The organism is Saccharopolyspora indica (genome assembly GCF_027853965.1).
GTDB classification, from domain to species: Bacteria; Actinomycetota; Actinomycetes; order Mycobacteriales; family Pseudonocardiaceae; genus Saccharopolyspora; species Saccharopolyspora indica.
The window spans coordinates 135810-152461 of record NZ_JAQGLB010000003.1 but is presented as its reverse complement, the minus strand read 5'-3'; the positions used below and the strand labels follow the sequence as shown (position 1 = coordinate 152461).

The window sequence follows — 16652 nt, the reverse complement described above, 5'->3', positions numbered from 1 at the left end:
TACCTGATCAAACTTCCATTGAAATCGCGGGATCCGGACGCCGAAAGCCGGTCTCGTTGAGCGGGAGGAGGTCTGTTGCCGGTGGCCCGGAGTTCCCACCATGGGGGCGGATCCACGAGACGGAGTCGGAGGAGTTCCTCATGGCATCACCGCGGACGGCCGATGAGCACGAGGTGCGGGTGATCGAGGCGGAGGCTCCGCCGACCCGCTACGCGCGAGGCTGGCACTGCCTCGGCCTCGCCGAGGACTACCGGGACGGCAAGCCCCACGCGATCGAGGCCTTCGGCACCAAGCTGGTGGTGTTCGCCGACAGCGGCGGGACGCTGAACGTGCTCAACGCCTACTGCCCGCACATGGGCGGTGACCTGAGCCGGGGCGAGGTCAAGGGCGACGAGGTCGCCTGCCCGTTCCACGACTGGCGCTGGTCGGGCAGCGGGCGCTGCGCGAGCATCCCGTACGCGCGGCGGGTGCCGCCGCGGGCGCGCACGAAGGCGTGGACCGCGCTGGAGCGCAACGGGCAGCTGTTCGTGTGGAACGACCCGCAGGGCGAGCAGCCGCCGCCGGAGGTGACCATCCCGGAGATCCCCGGCGTCGGTTCGGACGAGTGGACCTCGTGGACGTGGAACTCGCTGCGGATCGACGGCTCGAACTGCCGCGAGATCGTGGACAACGTGGTGGACATGGCCCACTTCTTCTACATCCACTACTCGTTCCCGACCTACTTCAAGAACGTCTTCGAAGGCCACATCGCCACCCAGACGATGCACAGCAAGGCCCGGCCGGACGTGAAGATCGGCACGAACTACAGCGACGACAGCACGCTGCGCTCGAGCGCCTCCTACTACGGGCCCTCCTACATGATCGACTACCTGTGGAGCGACACCGGCGAGACGACGATCGAGACGGTGCTGATCAACTGCCACTACCCGGTGTCCCCCAACAGCTTCGTGCTGCAGTGGGGCGCGATGGTCAAGAAGCCCGCGGGGATGTCCGACGAGGACGCCGAGCAGATGGCGCAGGGCTTCGCCGCAGGTGTCGAGAAGGGCTTCCTGCAGGACGTCGAGATCTGGCAGAACAAGACCCGCATCGACAACCCGCTGCTGTGCGAGGAGGACGGGCCGGTCTACCAGCTGCGGCGCTGGTACGAGCAGTTCTACGTCGACGTCGAGGACGTGACCCCGGAGATGAACCGGCGGTTCGAGTTCGAGATCGACACCGAGCGCGCGATCGAGTTCTGGCAGGCCGAGGTCGACGACAACCTGGCCAACGGCCGCGTGATCGTGGACGACAGCGCTCCCACCGCCTGATCGGAGGCAGCAGGTGCAGCCCTTGTCCTGCCGCAGCTGCGGCACGTGCGTGCTGGTCAAGAAGAACAGCCCGGCCCACACGCAAGTGCAGTGGACGACCGACACCGACCGCTGCGCGGAGCTCGCGCAGCGCCCGACCGCCGACCGCGCGACGGTCCTGACGTGCCTGCGGCTGCGCGACAGCATCGAAAAGGCGGTGCGGCGCGGGGAGCTCCGGATGGACACGTCGTGACACGAGGAGGAGCCATGCCGGAGCAGTCCGTGATCCGCGACGTCGTCGCGAGCTACCTGAAAGCCGTCGCGACCGGAAGCGCGGCGGAGGTCGCGGCCCTCTACGCCGAGGACGCCGCGCTCGAGGACCCGGTGGGCAGCCAACCGGTCCGCGGCCGGGCCGCGATCACCGAGTTCTACTCCGCCCTGGAGAACATGCGCCAGGACGTCGAACTGCTCGCGGTCCGCGTCGCCGGTGACAGCGCCGCGTTCCACTTCCGCGTCCGCACCGAGCTGCCGGACGGTGCCGCCGAGATCGAGCCGATCGACGTCATGACCTTCGACGAAGCGGGCCGGATCACGAGCATGCGGGCGTTCTGGTCCCCCGAGGACGTCCGCCTCACCCGGTGATCCGCTGGGAGGGGTGCCCGGACGTCGGGGATTGCGCTTCCTGCATCGCGAGATCAGCGCCGGGTTCGCGGCCGCGGGTCCCGGTCAGCGGGAGCAGGGGTGGGCCCGTCGGCACGCCGGACCTAGCTTCATCGAACCGCCGCGGACCGGTGGCGGAATCAGTCGTCCGAGCAGTCCGGAGGTGCGTGCATGGCGCACGAGGTGGTTCGCCGAGTGGAAGAGGTCGCCGGCCGGCTCGCGGCGACCGCGCAGGACAGCGAGCGGTTGGGCAGGCTGGCGGACGAGAGCGTCAAGCTGGTGCGCGAAGCCGGGGTCATGCGGCTGCTGCAGCCGACCGACTTCGGCGGGTACGCGGCCCACCCGCGCGATTTCGCCGAAGCCGTGATGGCCGTCGCGAAGGCCTGCGGGTCGACCGGCTGGGTGTGCGGGGTGGGCGGGGTCCACCCGTGGGAGATGGCGCTCATGGACCGGCGGCTCCAGCAGGAGGTCTGGGGCGAGAACCCGGACACCTGGATCGCCTCGCCGTACATGCCCAGCGGCATCGCCACCCCTGCCGAGGGCGGATACGTCCTCAAGGGACGGTGGCAGTTCTCCTCCGGCACCGACCACTGCGACTGGATCTTCCTCGGCGCGCTGGTCGGCGACGCCGACGGCAAGCCCGCCCAACCGTCCAAGGTGCTGCACGTGGTCCTGCCGCGGCGGGACTACGCGATCGTCGACGACTCCTGGGACGTCATCGGCCTGTGCGGCACCGGGAGCAAGGACGTCGTCGTCGACGGCGCGTTCATCCCGGCCTACCGGACGATCGACTCCGAGGAGGTCGCCAGCGGAGAGCGCGCCGCCGAGCGCGCCGGCCGGACCGAAACGGTGTACCGGCTGCCGTTCTGGACGATGTTCCCGCTGGGCATCACCTCGGCGGTCGTCGGCATCGCGGAGGGCGCCCTGGCCTGCCACCTCGACTACCAGCGGGACCGGGTCATGGCGGCGGGCACGCGGGTCCGCGACGATCCGCACACGCTGTACGCGATCTCCGAGGCGGCAGCGGAGATCGCGGCTTCCCGCACGCAGCTGCTCGACGGCATCAGCCGCCTCCACGACCGGGCGGAAGCCGGTGAGCCGATCACCTTCGAGGACCGCTCGACGGTGCGCCGCAACCAGGTCCGCTGCGCGTGGCGCGCGGTGTCGGCGGTCGACGAGATCTTCGCCCGCTCCGGCGGGAACGCGGTGCGCCGCAGCAACGCGGTGCAGCGGTTCTGGCGCGACGCGCACGTCGGCCTCCAGCACGCCATCCACATCCCCGGCTCGATCTACCACTCGAACGCCCTGACCTCGATGGGGATCGAACCCGCCGAGCAGCTCCGGGCCCTGATCTGAAACCGCGATCCACGACTGGAGAGGAAGTCATGACCGACATCAGCTCGCTGGGCTACGTCCGAGTCCGCGCCACGGATCTCGACGCCTGGCGCGAGTTCGCCAACGACACCATCGGTTTCGCCGAGGGCAGCGGTCCGGAGACCGACGCGCTGTACCTGCGCCTGGACGAGCGGATCGGCCGGATCGTGGTGCTCCCGGGCGACGAGGACAAGGTGGAGGCCGTGGGCTGGGAGGTCCGCGACCACCTGGCCCTGCAGCGGGTCCAGGCCGCGGTGGAAGCGGCCGGGCTCGCCCCGAAGCCGCTGACGCTGGAGGAGGCCGACACCCGCAGGGTGGAAGCGGGCATCACCTTCGAGGCCCCGGGCGGCACCCCGCTGGAGATCTTCCACGGCCCCGCGCTGGACCACAGCCCGGTGGCGACGAAGTTCGACAACCGCTTCGTCACCGGTCGGCTGGGCCTGGGCCACGTCGTGGTCCCGGTCAGCGACCTCGGCGAGGCGTACCGGTTCTACGCCGAAACGCTCGGCTTCCTGCCCCGCGGCGCGTACCGGCTGCCCGCACCGCCGGAGCACGGCCCGGTGCGGCTGCGGTTCATGGGCGTGAACGCGCGGCACCACAGCCTCGCGCTGCTGCCCTCGCCCGACCTCAAGGCGCCCGCCCTGGTGCACATCATGGTGGAGCTGGAAGACCTCGACCAGGTCGGCCGCGCGCTGGACCGGGTGGTGGACGCCGGTTTCCACGTCTCGTCCACGCTGGGCCGCCACACCAACGACAAGATGGTCTCCTTCTACGTCCGGACCCCGGGCGGCTGGGACCTCGAGGTCGGCTGCGACGGAATGCTGGTCGACCAGGACTCCTACACGGCGGAGGAGATCACCGCGGACAGCTACTGGGGTCACAAGTGGGACTTCAGCTCCTGACCCACCCGATGGCGCGGCGCGGAGGACTTCCTCCGCGCCGTCCGGTCACGACGAAGACGTGGAGCGGGACATGAAGCGCTACGAAGGCCGACGCGCGCTCATCACCGGGGCCGGCTCGGGCATCGGTCAGGCGACCGTGCTCCGCGTGCTGGCCGAAGGCGGCAGCGTCGCGGCGGCGGACATCAGCGAACTGGGCCTGGCCGACACGGGACGGAAGGCCGGTGCGGACGCCGACCGGCTCACCGCGCTCGTGCTCGACGTCTCCGACGAGGAGTCGGTCAAGACCGTCGTCGCGGAGGCCGTCACCGCGCTCGGCGGCCTGGACGTCCTGGTCAACGCGGCCGGGATCCTGCGGTCCGCGCACAGCCACGAGATGCCTCTCGCGGACTTCACCGAGATCCTCTCGGTGAACCTGGTGGGCACCTTCCTGGTGATCCGCGAAGCCATCCCGGCGCTGCTGGCGGGCAACGGCTCCGCGGTGGTCAACTTCAGCTCCACCTCGGCGGCCTTCGCGCACCCGTACATGGCGGCCTACGCGGCGAGCAAGGGCGGCATCCAGTCCATGACGCACGCCCTCGCCGCCGAGTACGCCAAGCGCGGCATCCGCTTCACCGCGGTGCAACCCGGCTCCATCTCCTCGGGCATGACCGACGGCAGCGGCGCCAGCAGGTCGAGCGTCGGCCCGGGCCTGCCCGAGGACGCCGACATGTCCCTGTTCGCGAAGCTGAGCCCGGCCATCGGCGACGGCTTCGCCGCTCCGGAGACCGTCGCATCGGTCGTGGCCATGCTCGCTTCCGAGGACGGAAAGTTCATCACCGGCACCGAGATCCGCATCGACGGCGGAACCCACTTCTGACGTCGCCTGGGACGCTCGAAATCGCTGAGCTGTCCCACCGCGAGGCGATCTGCCGTCAGCTCACCCGGCTGGGCGTGGGGACCTGGCTCTGCCCCTGCCACTGGAACTCCCGCAGAACTCCAGGTGCGGCCGTGTTCTCCACCAGGTACGGGCCGATGACGCCGCTGGACTGATCGCCCCAGACGATGCCGATGCCGTCCATGTCGTGCACCCAGCACTCGTGGAGCGTGATCTGCGCGGAGCGGACTTCGATCCCGGTTCCCGTGCAACGCGTGACCTCGCACTGCTCGACGGCCACGTTGTAGGCGCCGTCGAGGTGGATTCCGCGGCCACCCGCGTGCTCGACGGTGCAGAGGCGGAACAGCGCGCTCGCGCCGTGGCGCACCGTGATGGCATCTTCGGCGACGTGGCGGACGGAGCAGCCCTCCACCGTCACTCCAGGACGCCTCCGCACGAACTTGTCGCCGGTGATCAGGATCCCGTTGCGCGAGTCCGCGATGTCGGTGTCGCGGATGGTCGCGTCGGCGTCGTTGCGGACCACCACGCCGGTTCCGGTTCCCGCCGATGCCGAACAGCTGAAGATCCTCGCCTCTCCGCCGGAGATCTCGATGGCCGGCTTCCGCGCCGAGCGAACCACCAGCCCTGCGAGCTCCACTGTGGAATCTTCCACCGATATCCCGGCGGTCTCGACGGTGCCGGGTTCGACCGCGGTGAGGGTGATCTCCTTGCGCCGGATGCTGAGGGGCTCCGGGTAGTCGCCGGGAGCGATGGAGATGACCGCACTGCGCCCGGCGGTTTCCAGCGCTTCGCGGATCGTCGTGAACGCGCTGCGCTGGCCAGGTGCTACGCGGAGTTTCCGGGGCATGAATCCTCGCTGCGCGGTAAGCCGGTCTCGTCGGCACAAGCTACCAGCGCACGGCGCACCGCGAAGTGGTTTCAGGCGGTCCCCGGGTGGGCGAGGCGTGCCGCCCGGATGATCGCGGCGATCCGCCGGGCGTGCGCGCCTCGCCAGTACACGCGGCCGCAGTCGCCGCAGCGCGCGTATTCGTCGTAGTGGCGGCGCGTTCCAGGTTCGATCTCCGCCAGGACGTCCTGCTTCGGCACCGCGATCAGCGGGCCGTTGCACGCGGTGCAGCGCGTCCACGGCGCCAGCGGTGGTGCGAACCGCTCGACGACGTCCACCAGCTGCCGGGCCGGGTCGGATCCGCGCACGTAGGCGCCGGCCCACAGCGCTCGCCGTTGCAGCAGGCCCCGGTCCTGGGTGAGCAGGACCCGGTGCTCGCGTTCGGCCTCCGCGATCAGCTCGTCGTCGGCGGCATCGTTGCGGTACGCCGCGTCCACGCCCACCAGCCGCAGACGCCGGGCGAGCTTGCCCAGGTGCACGTCGAGCAGGAACCGCGGCGGGAGGTCCTGCGGCCGCTCGACCGGGCGGATCTCCAGCGTCGACCCGGCACGCGGCTGGTGGGCGGGGGAGCGCGGCACGCCGTCGACGAGCAGCGCGCCGACCTCGGTCAACGGCACGCCCAGCGACTCGGCGACGTGCCCGGTGGTCGCCGTCCCGTCGCAGGGCACCTCGGCCGTCCCGCCCCGGTGCCGCGGAGCTGCGAAGAACCGCAGCTCCGCGGCGATGCGCACGTGAAGCGTGGCTGCCATGCGCACATGGTCGGCCGGTGCGGCCGCTCCCGCTACACGCGCTCGGCCTCGGCGAGGCCGGCCAGGGACTGCGGCAGCGGGCCCTGGTGGAGCACGCCGAGGCGCTGCGTGGCGCGGGTCAGGGAGACGTAGAGCTCCGCCGCTCCGCGCGGGCCGTCGGCGAGGATGCGCTCGGGCTCCACGACCAGGACGGCGTCGTACTCCAGGCCCTTGGTCTCCGACGCGGGCACGGTGCCCGGCACGTCCGGCGGGCCGATCACCACGCAGGTGCCCTCGTGGTCGGCTTCCTCGCGGGTGAACTCCTCGATCGCGGCGGGCAGCTCGTCGGCGGTGACGAGCCTGGACCACGGGCGGACGCCGCACGCGCGGACCGAGTCCGGCGGCGCGACCTCCGGCGCGAACTCGGCGAGCACCGCCCCGGCCACCGCCATGATCTCGGCGGGCGTCCGGTAGTTCACCGTCAGCGACCGGTAGACCCAGCGGCCCGGCACGTACGGCTCCAGCATCGCGCCCCAGGACCTCGCCCCGGCCTCCGACCGGCGCTGGGCGAGGTCGCCGACCACCGTGAACGACCGGTTCGGGCAGCGCCGCATCAGCACTCGCCAGTCCATTTCGGACAGTTCCTGGGCCTCGTCGACCACGACGTGCCGGTAGGTCCAGTCGCGGTCCGCGGCGGCGCGCTCGGCGAGGTCGCGGGTGTCGCGCTGGCCGAAGCGGTCGGCCAGGTCCGCGGCGCCGATCAGGTCCTGGGCGAGCAGGTGGTCCTCGTCGTCCATCATGTCGTGGCGCTCGAAGCTGAGGATCTCCATGACGCCCTCGGCGTACTCGGCCTCCCGGGCGCGCTCCCGGTCGGCCTGCCGGTCGGCGGACTTGTCGCGGCCCAGCAGGTCGACCAGCTCGTCGAGCAGCGGCACGTCCGAGACCGTCCAGGCATCGCCGTCGGCGCGCAGCAGCGCCTGATCGGCCCCGGCGGCGCGCAACCGCTCGGGGGAGCTGTACAGCGACGCCAGCAGCGATTCGGGCGTCAGCACGGGCCAGAGCTCGTCGAGCGCGGTGGTGAACGCCTCGTCCTCCGCCAGCTCCTTGAGCAGATCGCCCCGCAGCTGCTCCCAGGCCTCCTTGTCCGCCCTGGTCAGCCAGCCCCTGCCGATCCGGGCGATGGCCCGCTCGGTGAGCACGTAGGTCACGATCTCGGTGAACACCGCGCGGGCCTCGTTGTGCGGCAGGCCGCTGTCGCGCGCCTCCTGCCTGGCCCACTCCGCGGTCTCGGCGTCGATCCGCACCGCGACGTCCTGCAGCTCGATCGGCACCGGCTGCTCCGGCAGCCGCTGCCGGTCGGCGATGGCCGCCGCGAGCACGTCCAGGATCTTCAGCGAGCCCTTGATCCGCGCGACCTCCGGCGGGTCCTCCGCGGTGACGTGCTTGCCGGGCACGAGATCACCGGTGGTCATGAACACCACGTCGGACTCGCCCAGCGACGGCAGCACGCGGCCGATGTGGTTCAGGAACGCCGGATTCGGCCCGACCACGAGCACGCCGTGGCGCTCCATGCGCTCCCGCTGGGTGTAGAGCAGGTAGGCGACGCGGTGCAGGGCGACCACGGTCTTCCCGGTGCCCGGACCGCCTTCGATGACCAGCACCCCGGGGTGGTCGAGCCGGATGATCTCGTCCTGCTCGGCCTGGATCGTCGCCACGATGTCGCGCATTCCCTCGCCGCGCGGCGCGTTGACCGCCGCGAGCAGCGCCGCATCGCCCTGCGCGTCACCGCCGGGACGGCCGAGCACCTCGTCGGTGAAGCCGGTGAGCTCGCGCCCGCGCGCGTGGAACTGCCTGCGCCGCCGCATGTTCTCCGGGTTCGCGCCGGTGGCGGTGTAGAACGGCCGGGCGGCGGGCGCTCGCCAGTCGAGCAGCATCGGCTCGTAGCCGTCGTCCTCGTCGAAGATGCCGATCCGGCCGATGTGCGACCGCTCACCGGAGATGCTGTCCAGCCGGCCGAAGCACAGCCCGTTGTCCGCCACGGCCAGCCGCTTCGCCTCCCGGGCGAGAGCGCGCACTTCGACGTCCCGCTCCACGGCGGTCCCGCCGTGATCCCGCAGTGCGGTGCGGTACTCGCCGTTCACCCGCGCGCGTTCGGCGTCGAGCCGCGCGTAGAGCAGAGCCACGTATTCGCGCTCGGACCGAAGTTCTTCTTCGTACCCCTGATTTGACACTTGCCCCTCACAGCGGCTATCCTGACACCAGGTTCGGCGGAGTCCCCATTGGATGGTGGTGGACACGCCGACTTTCTATTTTCCCACTGATTCGGGGTTTTTCCAAACTCGGCCCGCCCGGCGACCGCGGGTGCCGCGGTCGCCGGGGATCTGCTACGCGCGAGGTTCGCCGGTGGCCAGGGTGCTGTGCTTGATGCTGTAGGTGAAGTACAGGGTGAGGGCCAGCGCCAGCCAGATCGCGAACATCAGGTAGGTGCTCCACGGGAGCTGGGAGATCAGGTAGAGGCAGGCCGCGATGCTCAGCGCTGGGACCACCGGGCCGCCCGGGGCGCGGAACCCGCGGTCGAGGTCCGGGCGGGTGCGGCGGAGGATCACCACGCCCGCGGAGACGACGGTGAACGCCACCAGGGTGCCCATGCTGGTCAGGTTCGCCAGCGTGTTCAGCGGCACCACCGCCGCCAGCAGGCCGACGAACAGCGAGACGATCAGCGTGTTGTGCACCGGGGTGCGGCGGCGCGGGTGCACGGTGTGGAAGACCTTCGGGACCATGCCGTCGCGGCCCATCGAGAACAGGATCCGGGTCTGGCCGTAGATCGTGGTCAGCGTGACGCCGAAGATCGACACGACACCACCGGCGGCGAGCACGATCGCCGGCCAGCCGGAACCGGTCAGGTCGCCCAGGATCGCCGCCAGGCCCGCCTGCTGGCCCTCGAACTGCTGCCAGGGCTGCGCGCCGATGCCCGCGACGGCCACCAGCAGGTAGATGGAGGTGACGATCACGACGCACCAGAACAGCGCCAGCGGCAGCGTCCGGCGCGGGTTGCGCACCTCCTCGCCCGCGGTGGAGACGGTGTCCATGCCGATGTAGGAGAAGAACACCATGGAGGCGGCGGCGCCGACCCCGGCCGCGCCGAACGGGGCGAAGGGCTGGGCGTTCTCGGCGTTGAACGCGGTGAAGGCCACGGCGACGAACAGCAGCAGCACGGCGAGCTTGATGCACACCGTGATCGCGTTGATCGTCGCGGACTCCTTCGCGCCGCGCACCAGCAGCAGGCAGCAGGCGGTGACCAGCACGGCGGCGGGCACGTTCAGGATCCCGCCCTCGCCGGGCGGGGCGCTGAACTCGGCGGGGAGCTGCCACCCGGTGACGTCGCCGAGCAGTGCGTTGAGGTACTCGCCCCAGCCGACGGCCACCGCTGAGGCCGCCACCCCGTACTCCAGCAGCAGGCACGCCCCGACGATGAAGGCGATCAGCTCGCCCAGCGTGGCGTAGGCGTAGGTGTAGGACGCGCCGGACACCGGGATGGTGGAGGCGAGCTCGGCGTAGCAGAGCGCGGTGAGGGCCGCGGTGATGGCGGCCAGCACGAACGACACGACCACCGCGGGCCCGGCCTTGGGCACCGCCTCGTTGAGCACGATGAAGATCCCGGTGCCGACCGTGGAGCCCACGCCGATCATGGTCAGCCGGAACACGCCCAGCGATCGCCGCAGCTCGCTGCCGCCGCTGTCGGCGCCGCTCTCGGCGTTGAGCTGGCCGACCGGTTTGCGCCGCATCACCCGGCCCCAGCCGGAGGCGGGCGCGGTGGTGGGCGCGGAACCGGACATGCGTGCTCCCCTGAGGACTTCCGACGATCGTTGTTCGCAGCGGGAAAGATGGTGAAGCACCGGTTTCCGCGGCGCGGAACCGGGGCCGTCGAATTGCCGTTCGCGTTGCGGCCGAACTCTATTGACGGCAAATATCGTCGTCAACGAGCCCGAGCACGGCAAATTCTTCGTCTGTCGTAAAGTGCCGACCGCTCATTTCCGGATCGCCCGAATGTGTGCCAGCGCACGGCCCGAATGGCCTCGTTCGCGCTGCGGTGCTCAGCGTGCTCGCCTGGTGGCAGGCGGGCTGACCCACCAGGCGACCAGTGGACCCGCGATGGCCAGGATGAGGACGTAGCCGGTGACCAGCGGCCCGATCAGCCCGCCCTGGAACGCCACCAGACCGACGATGACGATCGAGAACTCCCCGCGGACGATCAGCACGCTGCCCGCCCGCAGCCGGCCGCGCCTGCCCGCTCCGCTGCGGGCCGCCGCGAACCAGCCGGTGGCGATCTTGGTCAGCGCCGTCACCACGGCCAGCGCGAATGTCACCGGCAGCAGCGGCAGCAGCGACGACGGTGCTACCGACATGCCGATCGCGAGGAAGAACGCCGCCGCGAACAGGTCGCGCAGCGGGGCGACCAGGATCCGCACCCGATCGGCCAGCGGACCGGTCAATGCCAGGCCGACCAGGAAGGCGCCGACAGCCGCCGAGGTGCCCGCGAGCTCGGCGAACGCCGCCACGACCAGCGCCAGGCCCACGATCCGGAGCAGAAGCTGCTCGGTGTCGCGGTCGTCCACCAGATGCCCGACCCGGTGTCCCCAGCGGTGCGACGCCGCCAGCGCGACCAGCAGCACGCCCACCGCGACCGCGACGCTGGCCACGAGGTGCAGGACCGTGCCGCCGACGGCCAGCACCGCCAGGACCGGCAGGTACACCGCCATCGCGAAGTCCTCCAGCAGCAGGACCGACAGCACCCCCGGGGTTTCGCGGTTGCCGAGGCGGTGCAGGTCGTCCAGCAACCGGGACACGATCGTCGACGACGACACCCACGTCACCCCGGCCAGCGCCACGATCCCGGTGGCGTCCAGCCCGAGCAGCCATCCCGCCAGCGCTCCGGGTGCGGCGTTGAACACCAGGTCCACCGCACCGGAGGGCACGTGCTTGGGCAGCGTCGCGGTGAACTCCTCGATGGAGAACTCCAGGCCCAGTGACAACAGCAGCAGCACCATCCCGATCGAGGCCCCCAGCTCCACGAAGTCCCCGGCGGCGGGCAGCGGGGCGATGCCGCCTTCGCCCACCGCCAGTCCCACCAGCAGGTAGAGCGGGATCGGCGACACACCGAAGCGCCGCGTCACCGTGCCCGCTGCGCCGAGCACGATCAGCACGAGCCCCAGCTCCAGCAGCAGAGCGACCGACGTGTGCACGGCGGTTCACCCCGCGAGGATGTGTTCCACCCCGGTGATGCCCTGCTGGGTGCCGATCACCACGAGGATGTCGCCTGCCCGCAGCGACTGGCTCGGCAGCGGCGAAGCGATGACGTCCTCGCCGCGGACCACCGCCACGATCGACGCGCCGGTTCGCGTCCTGGCCCGGGTCTCGCCGAGGGTGCGCCCGTCGAACGGCGAGCCGGCGGTGACCTCGACCTGACCGGAACTGAGCCCCGGGACTTCGCGGGTCAGGTCGGCGAACCGCTCGGCGATGCGCGGGGCGCCGAGGATCTCGATGACCGCCTCGGCCTCTTCAGCGGTGAGCCGGAACAGCACCCGGACCTCGTCGGGGTCGGCGTCGGGATAGGCGACGAACTCGAAGTCGCCGAGCCGTCGCGCGACCACGCCTATCCACTGGCCGTCGGCGGTGGTGAACTCGTAGCGCAGTCCGACACCGGGAAGCAGTACTTCGGTGACGTCCATGCGCCCATCCTCGCTCCGCCATCGCCCACCTGCTGGCCCAATGCCGGGCTCATGGGGCGCGCAGCGATTCCAGCATCCGCGCCAGGGCTGCCCAGGTGTCGTCCAGATCGCCGGGGTGGCCGGACACCGCGAGCCACAGCGCCGCCTCGTTCATGGCGCCGGAGAGCAGGTGGGCCAGCGGCGCCACCGGCTGGTGCGTGATCACGCCCGCCTCGATCAGCGCGGTCAGCGCCTCGGTGAGGTGGTGGGCCGACGAGGCCTCGTCCAGCGCGCGCCACTCGGTCCAGCCCAGCACGGCGGGGCCGTCGACGAGCATGATCCGCTGCACGTCGGCGCCGGTGCTCGCGGTCAGGAACGCCCGGCAGCCCGCGGTGAGCTGGGCCCACGGGTCGGTTTCGGCGTCGGCGGTGGCCGCCACCTGCTCCGCGACTTCGTGCTGGACCTGTTCCAGCACCGCGCGGAAGAGCTCGGCCTTGCTGTCGAAGTGGTGGTACAGCGCGCCTTTGGTGACTCCTGCGGTGCGCACGATCTCCGAGAGGCCCACCGCGCCGTAACCCTTGGTCGCGAACAGCTTCCTGCTCTCCCGCAGCAGCGTTCGCCGGGTCTGCTCGCGCTGCTGCGCCCTGATGCCGTCGGCCATCGTGCTCCTCACCCCGTGTTGACATACCGATGGTACGCCAAATATGTTTCGCCTACCAACGGTATGCCAACGGAGATCAACATGATGCTGACCAGCTTCTACCCGGTCCTCTGCACGGCGCGGCTGCAGGAGTCCCGCGACTTCTACACCGGGCTGCTGGGGTTCGAGACGACGTTCGAGGCCGACTGGTACGTGAGCCTGCGGCGGCCCGGACCGCCGTCTCACGAGCTCGCGCTGCTCGACGGCACGCACCCCACGCTGCCCGCCGCATACCGCGAGAACGCGCAGGGCGTGCTGCTCAACTTCGAGGTGGCCGACGTCGACGCGGAGTGGGACCGGCTGGTCGTCCGCGGCGGGCTCTCGGCCGAGCTCGAACTGCGCAGCGAGGACTTCGGGCAGCGGCACTTCATCGTGTCCGACCCGAACGGCGTCCTGATCGACGTCATCACGCCCATCGCGCCGACGGAGGAGTTCGCCGGCCAGTACGCCTGATCGGGATCCAGGGCGGACGGCGGCCTCGGGGCGGCACCGCGTGGTCAAATGTGGGAGTCCCGTCCCGGCGGCCGCCGGGACCCGGCACGCGACCCGAGCAGGAGATGTGATCACGGACGCCGGTGTTGCCGACCTCCTGCGCCGCTCGGCGCCGAAGGTGCTCGTCGCGCTCGTGCGGCACCACGGGCACGTCGACATCGCCGAGGACGCGGTGCAGGAAGCGCTGCTCGCTGCCGCCACGCAGTGGCCGGAGCAGGGCGTTCCGGCGAACCCGCTCAACTGGTTGATCACCGTCGCGTCCCGGCGGATGGTCGACCAGCTCCGCAGCGAGCAGGCCCGCAAGCGGCGCGAGACCAGCGCCGCGTCGATGGCCCTGCCCGACGAGCACCTCGCCCCGCCCGCCGACGCCGATGCGCACAGCGACGACGACACGCTCACCCTGCTCTTCCTGTGCTGCCACCCCGAGTTGTCCCCGGCATCGCAGGTGGCGTTGACGCTGCGCGCGGTCGGCGGTCTGAGCACCGCGCAGATCGCGCGGGCGTTCCTGGTCCCGGAACCGACGATGGGGCAGCGCATCAGCCGGGCCAAGCAGCGGATCAAGGCCACCGGCGCCCGGTTCGGCCTGCCGCCCGGCGACGAGCGGGAAGAGCGGCTGCGCGCCGTCCTGCACGTGCTGTACTTGATCTTCAACGAGGGCTACACGACGACGTCCGGGCCCGACCTGCAGCGCGCCGAGCTGACCGGGGAGGCCATCCGGCTGGCGCGCCTCGTGCACGGCCTGCTGCCCCAGGACGGCGAGGTCTGCGGCCTGCTCTCGCTCATGCTGCTGTGCGAGTCGCGCCGCCACGCCCGCACCGGACCCGACGACGAGCTCATCCCGCTGGCCGAGCAGGACCGCGGCGAGTGGGACCAGGCGCTCATCGCCGAGGGCGTCGAGCTGATCACCGGCACCTTGACCCGTGCGCCGCTCGGTCCGTACCAGATCCAGGCGGCGATCGCCGCCGTGCACGCCGAAGCGGCCCGCGCCGAGGACACCGACTGGCAGCAGGTCCTGGCGCTCTACGAGCTCCTGGAGAAGCTCGCCCCGAACCCGGTGGCCACCCTCAGCCGTGCGGTCGCCGCCGCGATGGTGCACGGCCCGGACGCCGGGCTGGCGCTGCTGGAACCGCTGAGCGCCGACGGGAGGCTCGCCGAGCACCACCGGCTGCACGCGGTGCGGGCGCACCTGCTGGAGATGGCCGGTGACCTCGCAGCTGCCCGGGCCTCCTACCTGCTGGCCGCCCGCCTGACCACGAGCCTGCCCGAGCAGCGCTACCTCCGGAGGCGGGCCGCGCAGCTGCCCGAGGACCAGCGGTCCTAGCGCAACTGCGGAGGTTCACCGGTCGACGTCGGCTCGACGGGCATTTCTGCCGCAGCACCAACGGTTTCCGGCTCGGATTCGTTCGCCGCGGGGATGCCGCGCAGCGTCGCGACGCAGAACACCGCGAGGCAGGCGAACAGCACCCCGGAGACGGCCGAGACCGTGTTCAGCCCGGCCGTGAAGCAGTCCCGGACCGTCCGCAGCAGCTCGTCCCCGAGCGGCCCCGGCAGCCGTTGCGCTGCCGGAACCGCGGCCGTGATGCTGTCGGTGGCCGCCGCCGAGGCGTCGGCGGGCAGGCCGGCGGGCACAGCCCCGGTCAGCTCGTCGCGATACACCTGGGTGGCGAGGCTGCCGAGCACCGCCACGCCCATCGCCATGCCGAACTCACCACCCGCCTCCGAGATGGACGAGGCCGATCCGACGCGCTCCGGCGGGGCGGCTCCGAGCACCAGCGCGGTGCCCAGACCGGAGGGCATGCCCACGCCCAGCACCATGATCGAGTAGCCGGCCCACAGCTGGTCCAGCTGCCCGGGCCCGTCGATCCGGGCGATGATGGCGTACCCGATCGCGCCGACCACCAGGCCGGCCGCGATCACGTACGCCGGGCGGATCCGGCGCGAGATCATCGGTGCCAGCAGGACCGAGCCGACCATGATCAGCGTCGACGGCACCAGCCACAGCCCGGCGGTCATCGGTGGCAGACCCTCGACGTTCTGCAGGTGCTGGACGACCAGGAAGTACGTCCCGCCCTGCAGCGCGGGCACCAGCAGGCCGATGAGCAGCGCGGCGCTGAAGGTGCGGTGGCGGAACAGGCTCAGGTCCACCAGCGGCGTGGTCAGCGCGCGCTGCCGGAGCAGGAAGAGCGTCGCGAATACCAGGCCGACCACCGCGGCGATGCCCGGCAGCAGCGCGATCCCGCTCTTGGCCACCTCCTTGAGGAAGTGGACGGCGGGCAGGACGGCCAGCAGGGACAGCACCACGCTGACCAGGTCCAAGCGTCCCGCGCCGGGATCGCGGTGCTCGGGCAGCACACCGGGGCCGACCACCAGCAGCAGGAGCATCACCGGGACGCCCAGCAGGAACACCGAGCCCCACCAGAAGCTGTTCAGCAGCACCCCTCCGATGGCGGGGCCGATCGCCATGCCGCCCATGAAGCAGGCCATCCAGGCGGCGATGGCGAACCCGGCCTGCCTCGGGTCCTGGAACATGGTGCTGATCAGCGCGAGCGTCGAGGGCATCAGCGTCGCTCCGGCGACGCCCATCGCGGCCCGCGCCACGATCAGCATCTCCGCGGAGGCCGAGAAGGCGGCGAAGACCGAGGCCAGGCCGAACAGGGCGGCGCCGATCAGCAGGAGCTTGCGCCTCCCGATGCGGTCGCCCAGGGTGCCCATCGCGATCAGGAAACCGGCCACCATGAACCCGTAGCTGTCGGCGATCCAGAGCTGCTGCGTGCTGGTCGCCCCGAGCTCGCTGCTCAGGTGCGGGATCGCCAGGTAGATCACGCTGAAGTCGAGCGACAGCAGCAGCGTGGGCAGGGCCAGCACGACCAGACCGATCCACTCCCGCCGCCCGGCTTCGCGGCCGGGCGCGGGCGCTTCCGTCGTATCCATGAGCGGTACCTTCCGAAGGTCGTGGGGGACGGGCGGTAGCGCGGCCGTCCCGGTCGGCGTCTCGGAACAGAGGTCGGAGCGGGGCGGGGCATCTCGACGTGCCGGGTGAAC

16 protein-coding genes are annotated in these 16652 nt (G+C 71.3%); 8 read left to right on the top strand and 8 right to left on the bottom strand.

Annotated elements, in window-relative coordinates; translation table 11 throughout:
* Positions 1 to 140 precede the first annotated feature (140 nt).
* The 6 genes from OU416_RS08085 to OU416_RS08060 all read left to right on the top strand — a co-directional run bounded on the left by OU416_RS08085 (position 141) and on the right by OU416_RS08060 (position 5078).
* The gene (locus tag OU416_RS08085; protein ID WP_270926221.1) at positions 141 to 1307 is read left to right on the top strand and encodes a Rieske 2Fe-2S domain-containing protein; all 1167 of its coding nucleotides are present in this window, start codon (positions 141 to 143) and stop codon (positions 1305 to 1307) included.
* A gap of 13 nt (positions 1308 to 1320) precedes the next feature.
* Positions 1321 to 1539: a hypothetical protein gene (locus OU416_RS08080; protein WP_270926220.1), complete on the top strand. Its 219-nt coding sequence runs from the start codon at positions 1321 to 1323 to the stop codon at positions 1537 to 1539.
* Positions 1540 to 1553: 14 nt separating this feature from the next.
* The gene (locus tag OU416_RS08075) at positions 1554 to 1928 is read left to right on the top strand and encodes an SgcJ/EcaC family oxidoreductase (RefSeq protein ID WP_270926219.1); all 375 of its coding nucleotides are present in this window, start codon (positions 1554 to 1556) and stop codon (positions 1926 to 1928) included.
* Between the two features lie 189 nt (positions 1929 to 2117).
* Positions 2118 to 3302 (top strand): acyl-CoA dehydrogenase family protein, encoded by a 1185-nt coding sequence (locus tag OU416_RS08070; RefSeq protein WP_270926218.1) that lies wholly within the window; start codon positions 2118 to 2120, stop codon positions 3300 to 3302.
* A gap of 29 nt (positions 3303 to 3331) precedes the next feature.
* The gene (locus OU416_RS08065) at positions 3332 to 4222 is read left to right on the top strand and encodes a VOC family protein (protein ID WP_270926217.1); all 891 of its coding nucleotides are present in this window, start codon (positions 3332 to 3334) and stop codon (positions 4220 to 4222) included.
* 70 nt (positions 4223 to 4292) lie between these two features.
* The gene (locus OU416_RS08060) at positions 4293 to 5078 is read left to right on the top strand and encodes an SDR family NAD(P)-dependent oxidoreductase (protein ID WP_270926216.1); all 786 of its coding nucleotides are present in this window, start codon (positions 4293 to 4295) and stop codon (positions 5076 to 5078) included.
* Between the two features lie 55 nt (positions 5079 to 5133).
* On the opposite strand, the gene OU416_RS08055 is transcribed toward OU416_RS08060, so the two are convergent.
* The 7 genes from OU416_RS08055 to OU416_RS08025 form a co-directional block, all read right to left on the bottom strand.
* Positions 5134 to 5943 carry a right-handed parallel beta-helix repeat-containing protein gene (locus tag OU416_RS08055; RefSeq protein ID WP_270926215.1) on the bottom strand — a complete coding sequence of 270 codons (810 nt, stop codon included), beginning with the start codon at positions 5941 to 5943 and terminating at the stop codon, positions 5134 to 5136.
* A 71-nt stretch (positions 5944 to 6014) separates the two neighbouring features.
* Positions 6015 to 6731, bottom strand: coding sequence for a Mut7-C RNAse domain-containing protein (locus tag OU416_RS08050; protein WP_270926214.1), 717 nt, complete (start codon positions 6729 to 6731; stop codon positions 6015 to 6017).
* Positions 6732 to 6763: 32 nt separating this feature from the next.
* Positions 6764 to 8941, bottom strand: coding sequence for an RNA polymerase recycling motor ATPase HelR (gene helR / locus OU416_RS08045; protein ID WP_270926213.1), 2178 nt, complete (start codon positions 8939 to 8941; stop codon positions 6764 to 6766).
* Positions 8942 to 9094: 153 nt separating this feature from the next.
* Positions 9095 to 10546, bottom strand: coding sequence for an amino acid permease (locus OU416_RS08040; protein WP_270926212.1), 1452 nt, complete (start codon positions 10544 to 10546; stop codon positions 9095 to 9097).
* A 258-nt stretch (positions 10547 to 10804) separates the two neighbouring features.
* Complete coding sequence (locus OU416_RS08035; protein ID WP_270926211.1) at positions 10805 to 11953, bottom strand: cation:proton antiporter; 1149 nt, start codon at positions 11951 to 11953, stop codon at positions 10805 to 10807.
* Between the two features lie 6 nt (positions 11954 to 11959).
* Positions 11960 to 12439, bottom strand: coding sequence for a cation:proton antiporter regulatory subunit (locus tag OU416_RS08030; RefSeq protein WP_270926210.1), 480 nt, complete (start codon positions 12437 to 12439; stop codon positions 11960 to 11962).
* Positions 12440 to 12488: 49 nt separating this feature from the next.
* Positions 12489 to 13079, bottom strand: coding sequence for a TetR/AcrR family transcriptional regulator (locus tag OU416_RS08025; protein WP_270926209.1), 591 nt, complete (start codon positions 13077 to 13079; stop codon positions 12489 to 12491).
* Between the two features lie 81 nt (positions 13080 to 13160).
* Between OU416_RS08025 and OU416_RS08020 the strand changes: the two genes are divergently transcribed.
* Complete coding sequence (locus tag OU416_RS08020) at positions 13161 to 13571, top strand: VOC family protein (protein WP_270926208.1); 411 nt, start codon at positions 13161 to 13163, stop codon at positions 13569 to 13571.
* Between the two features lie 109 nt (positions 13572 to 13680).
* A complete protein-coding gene (locus OU416_RS08015; protein WP_270926709.1) occupies positions 13681 to 14931 on the top strand; it encodes an RNA polymerase sigma factor in 1251 nt (416 codons plus the stop codon).
* Here the strand turns inward: OU416_RS08015 and OU416_RS08010 are convergent.
* Positions 14928 to 16541 carry an MFS transporter gene (locus OU416_RS08010; RefSeq protein ID WP_270926207.1) on the bottom strand — a complete coding sequence of 538 codons (1614 nt, stop codon included), beginning with the start codon at positions 16539 to 16541 and terminating at the stop codon, positions 14928 to 14930. The two genes, OU416_RS08015 and OU416_RS08010, sit on opposite strands and share 4 nt — an antisense overlap.
* Positions 16542 to 16652: the final 111 nt, after the last annotated feature.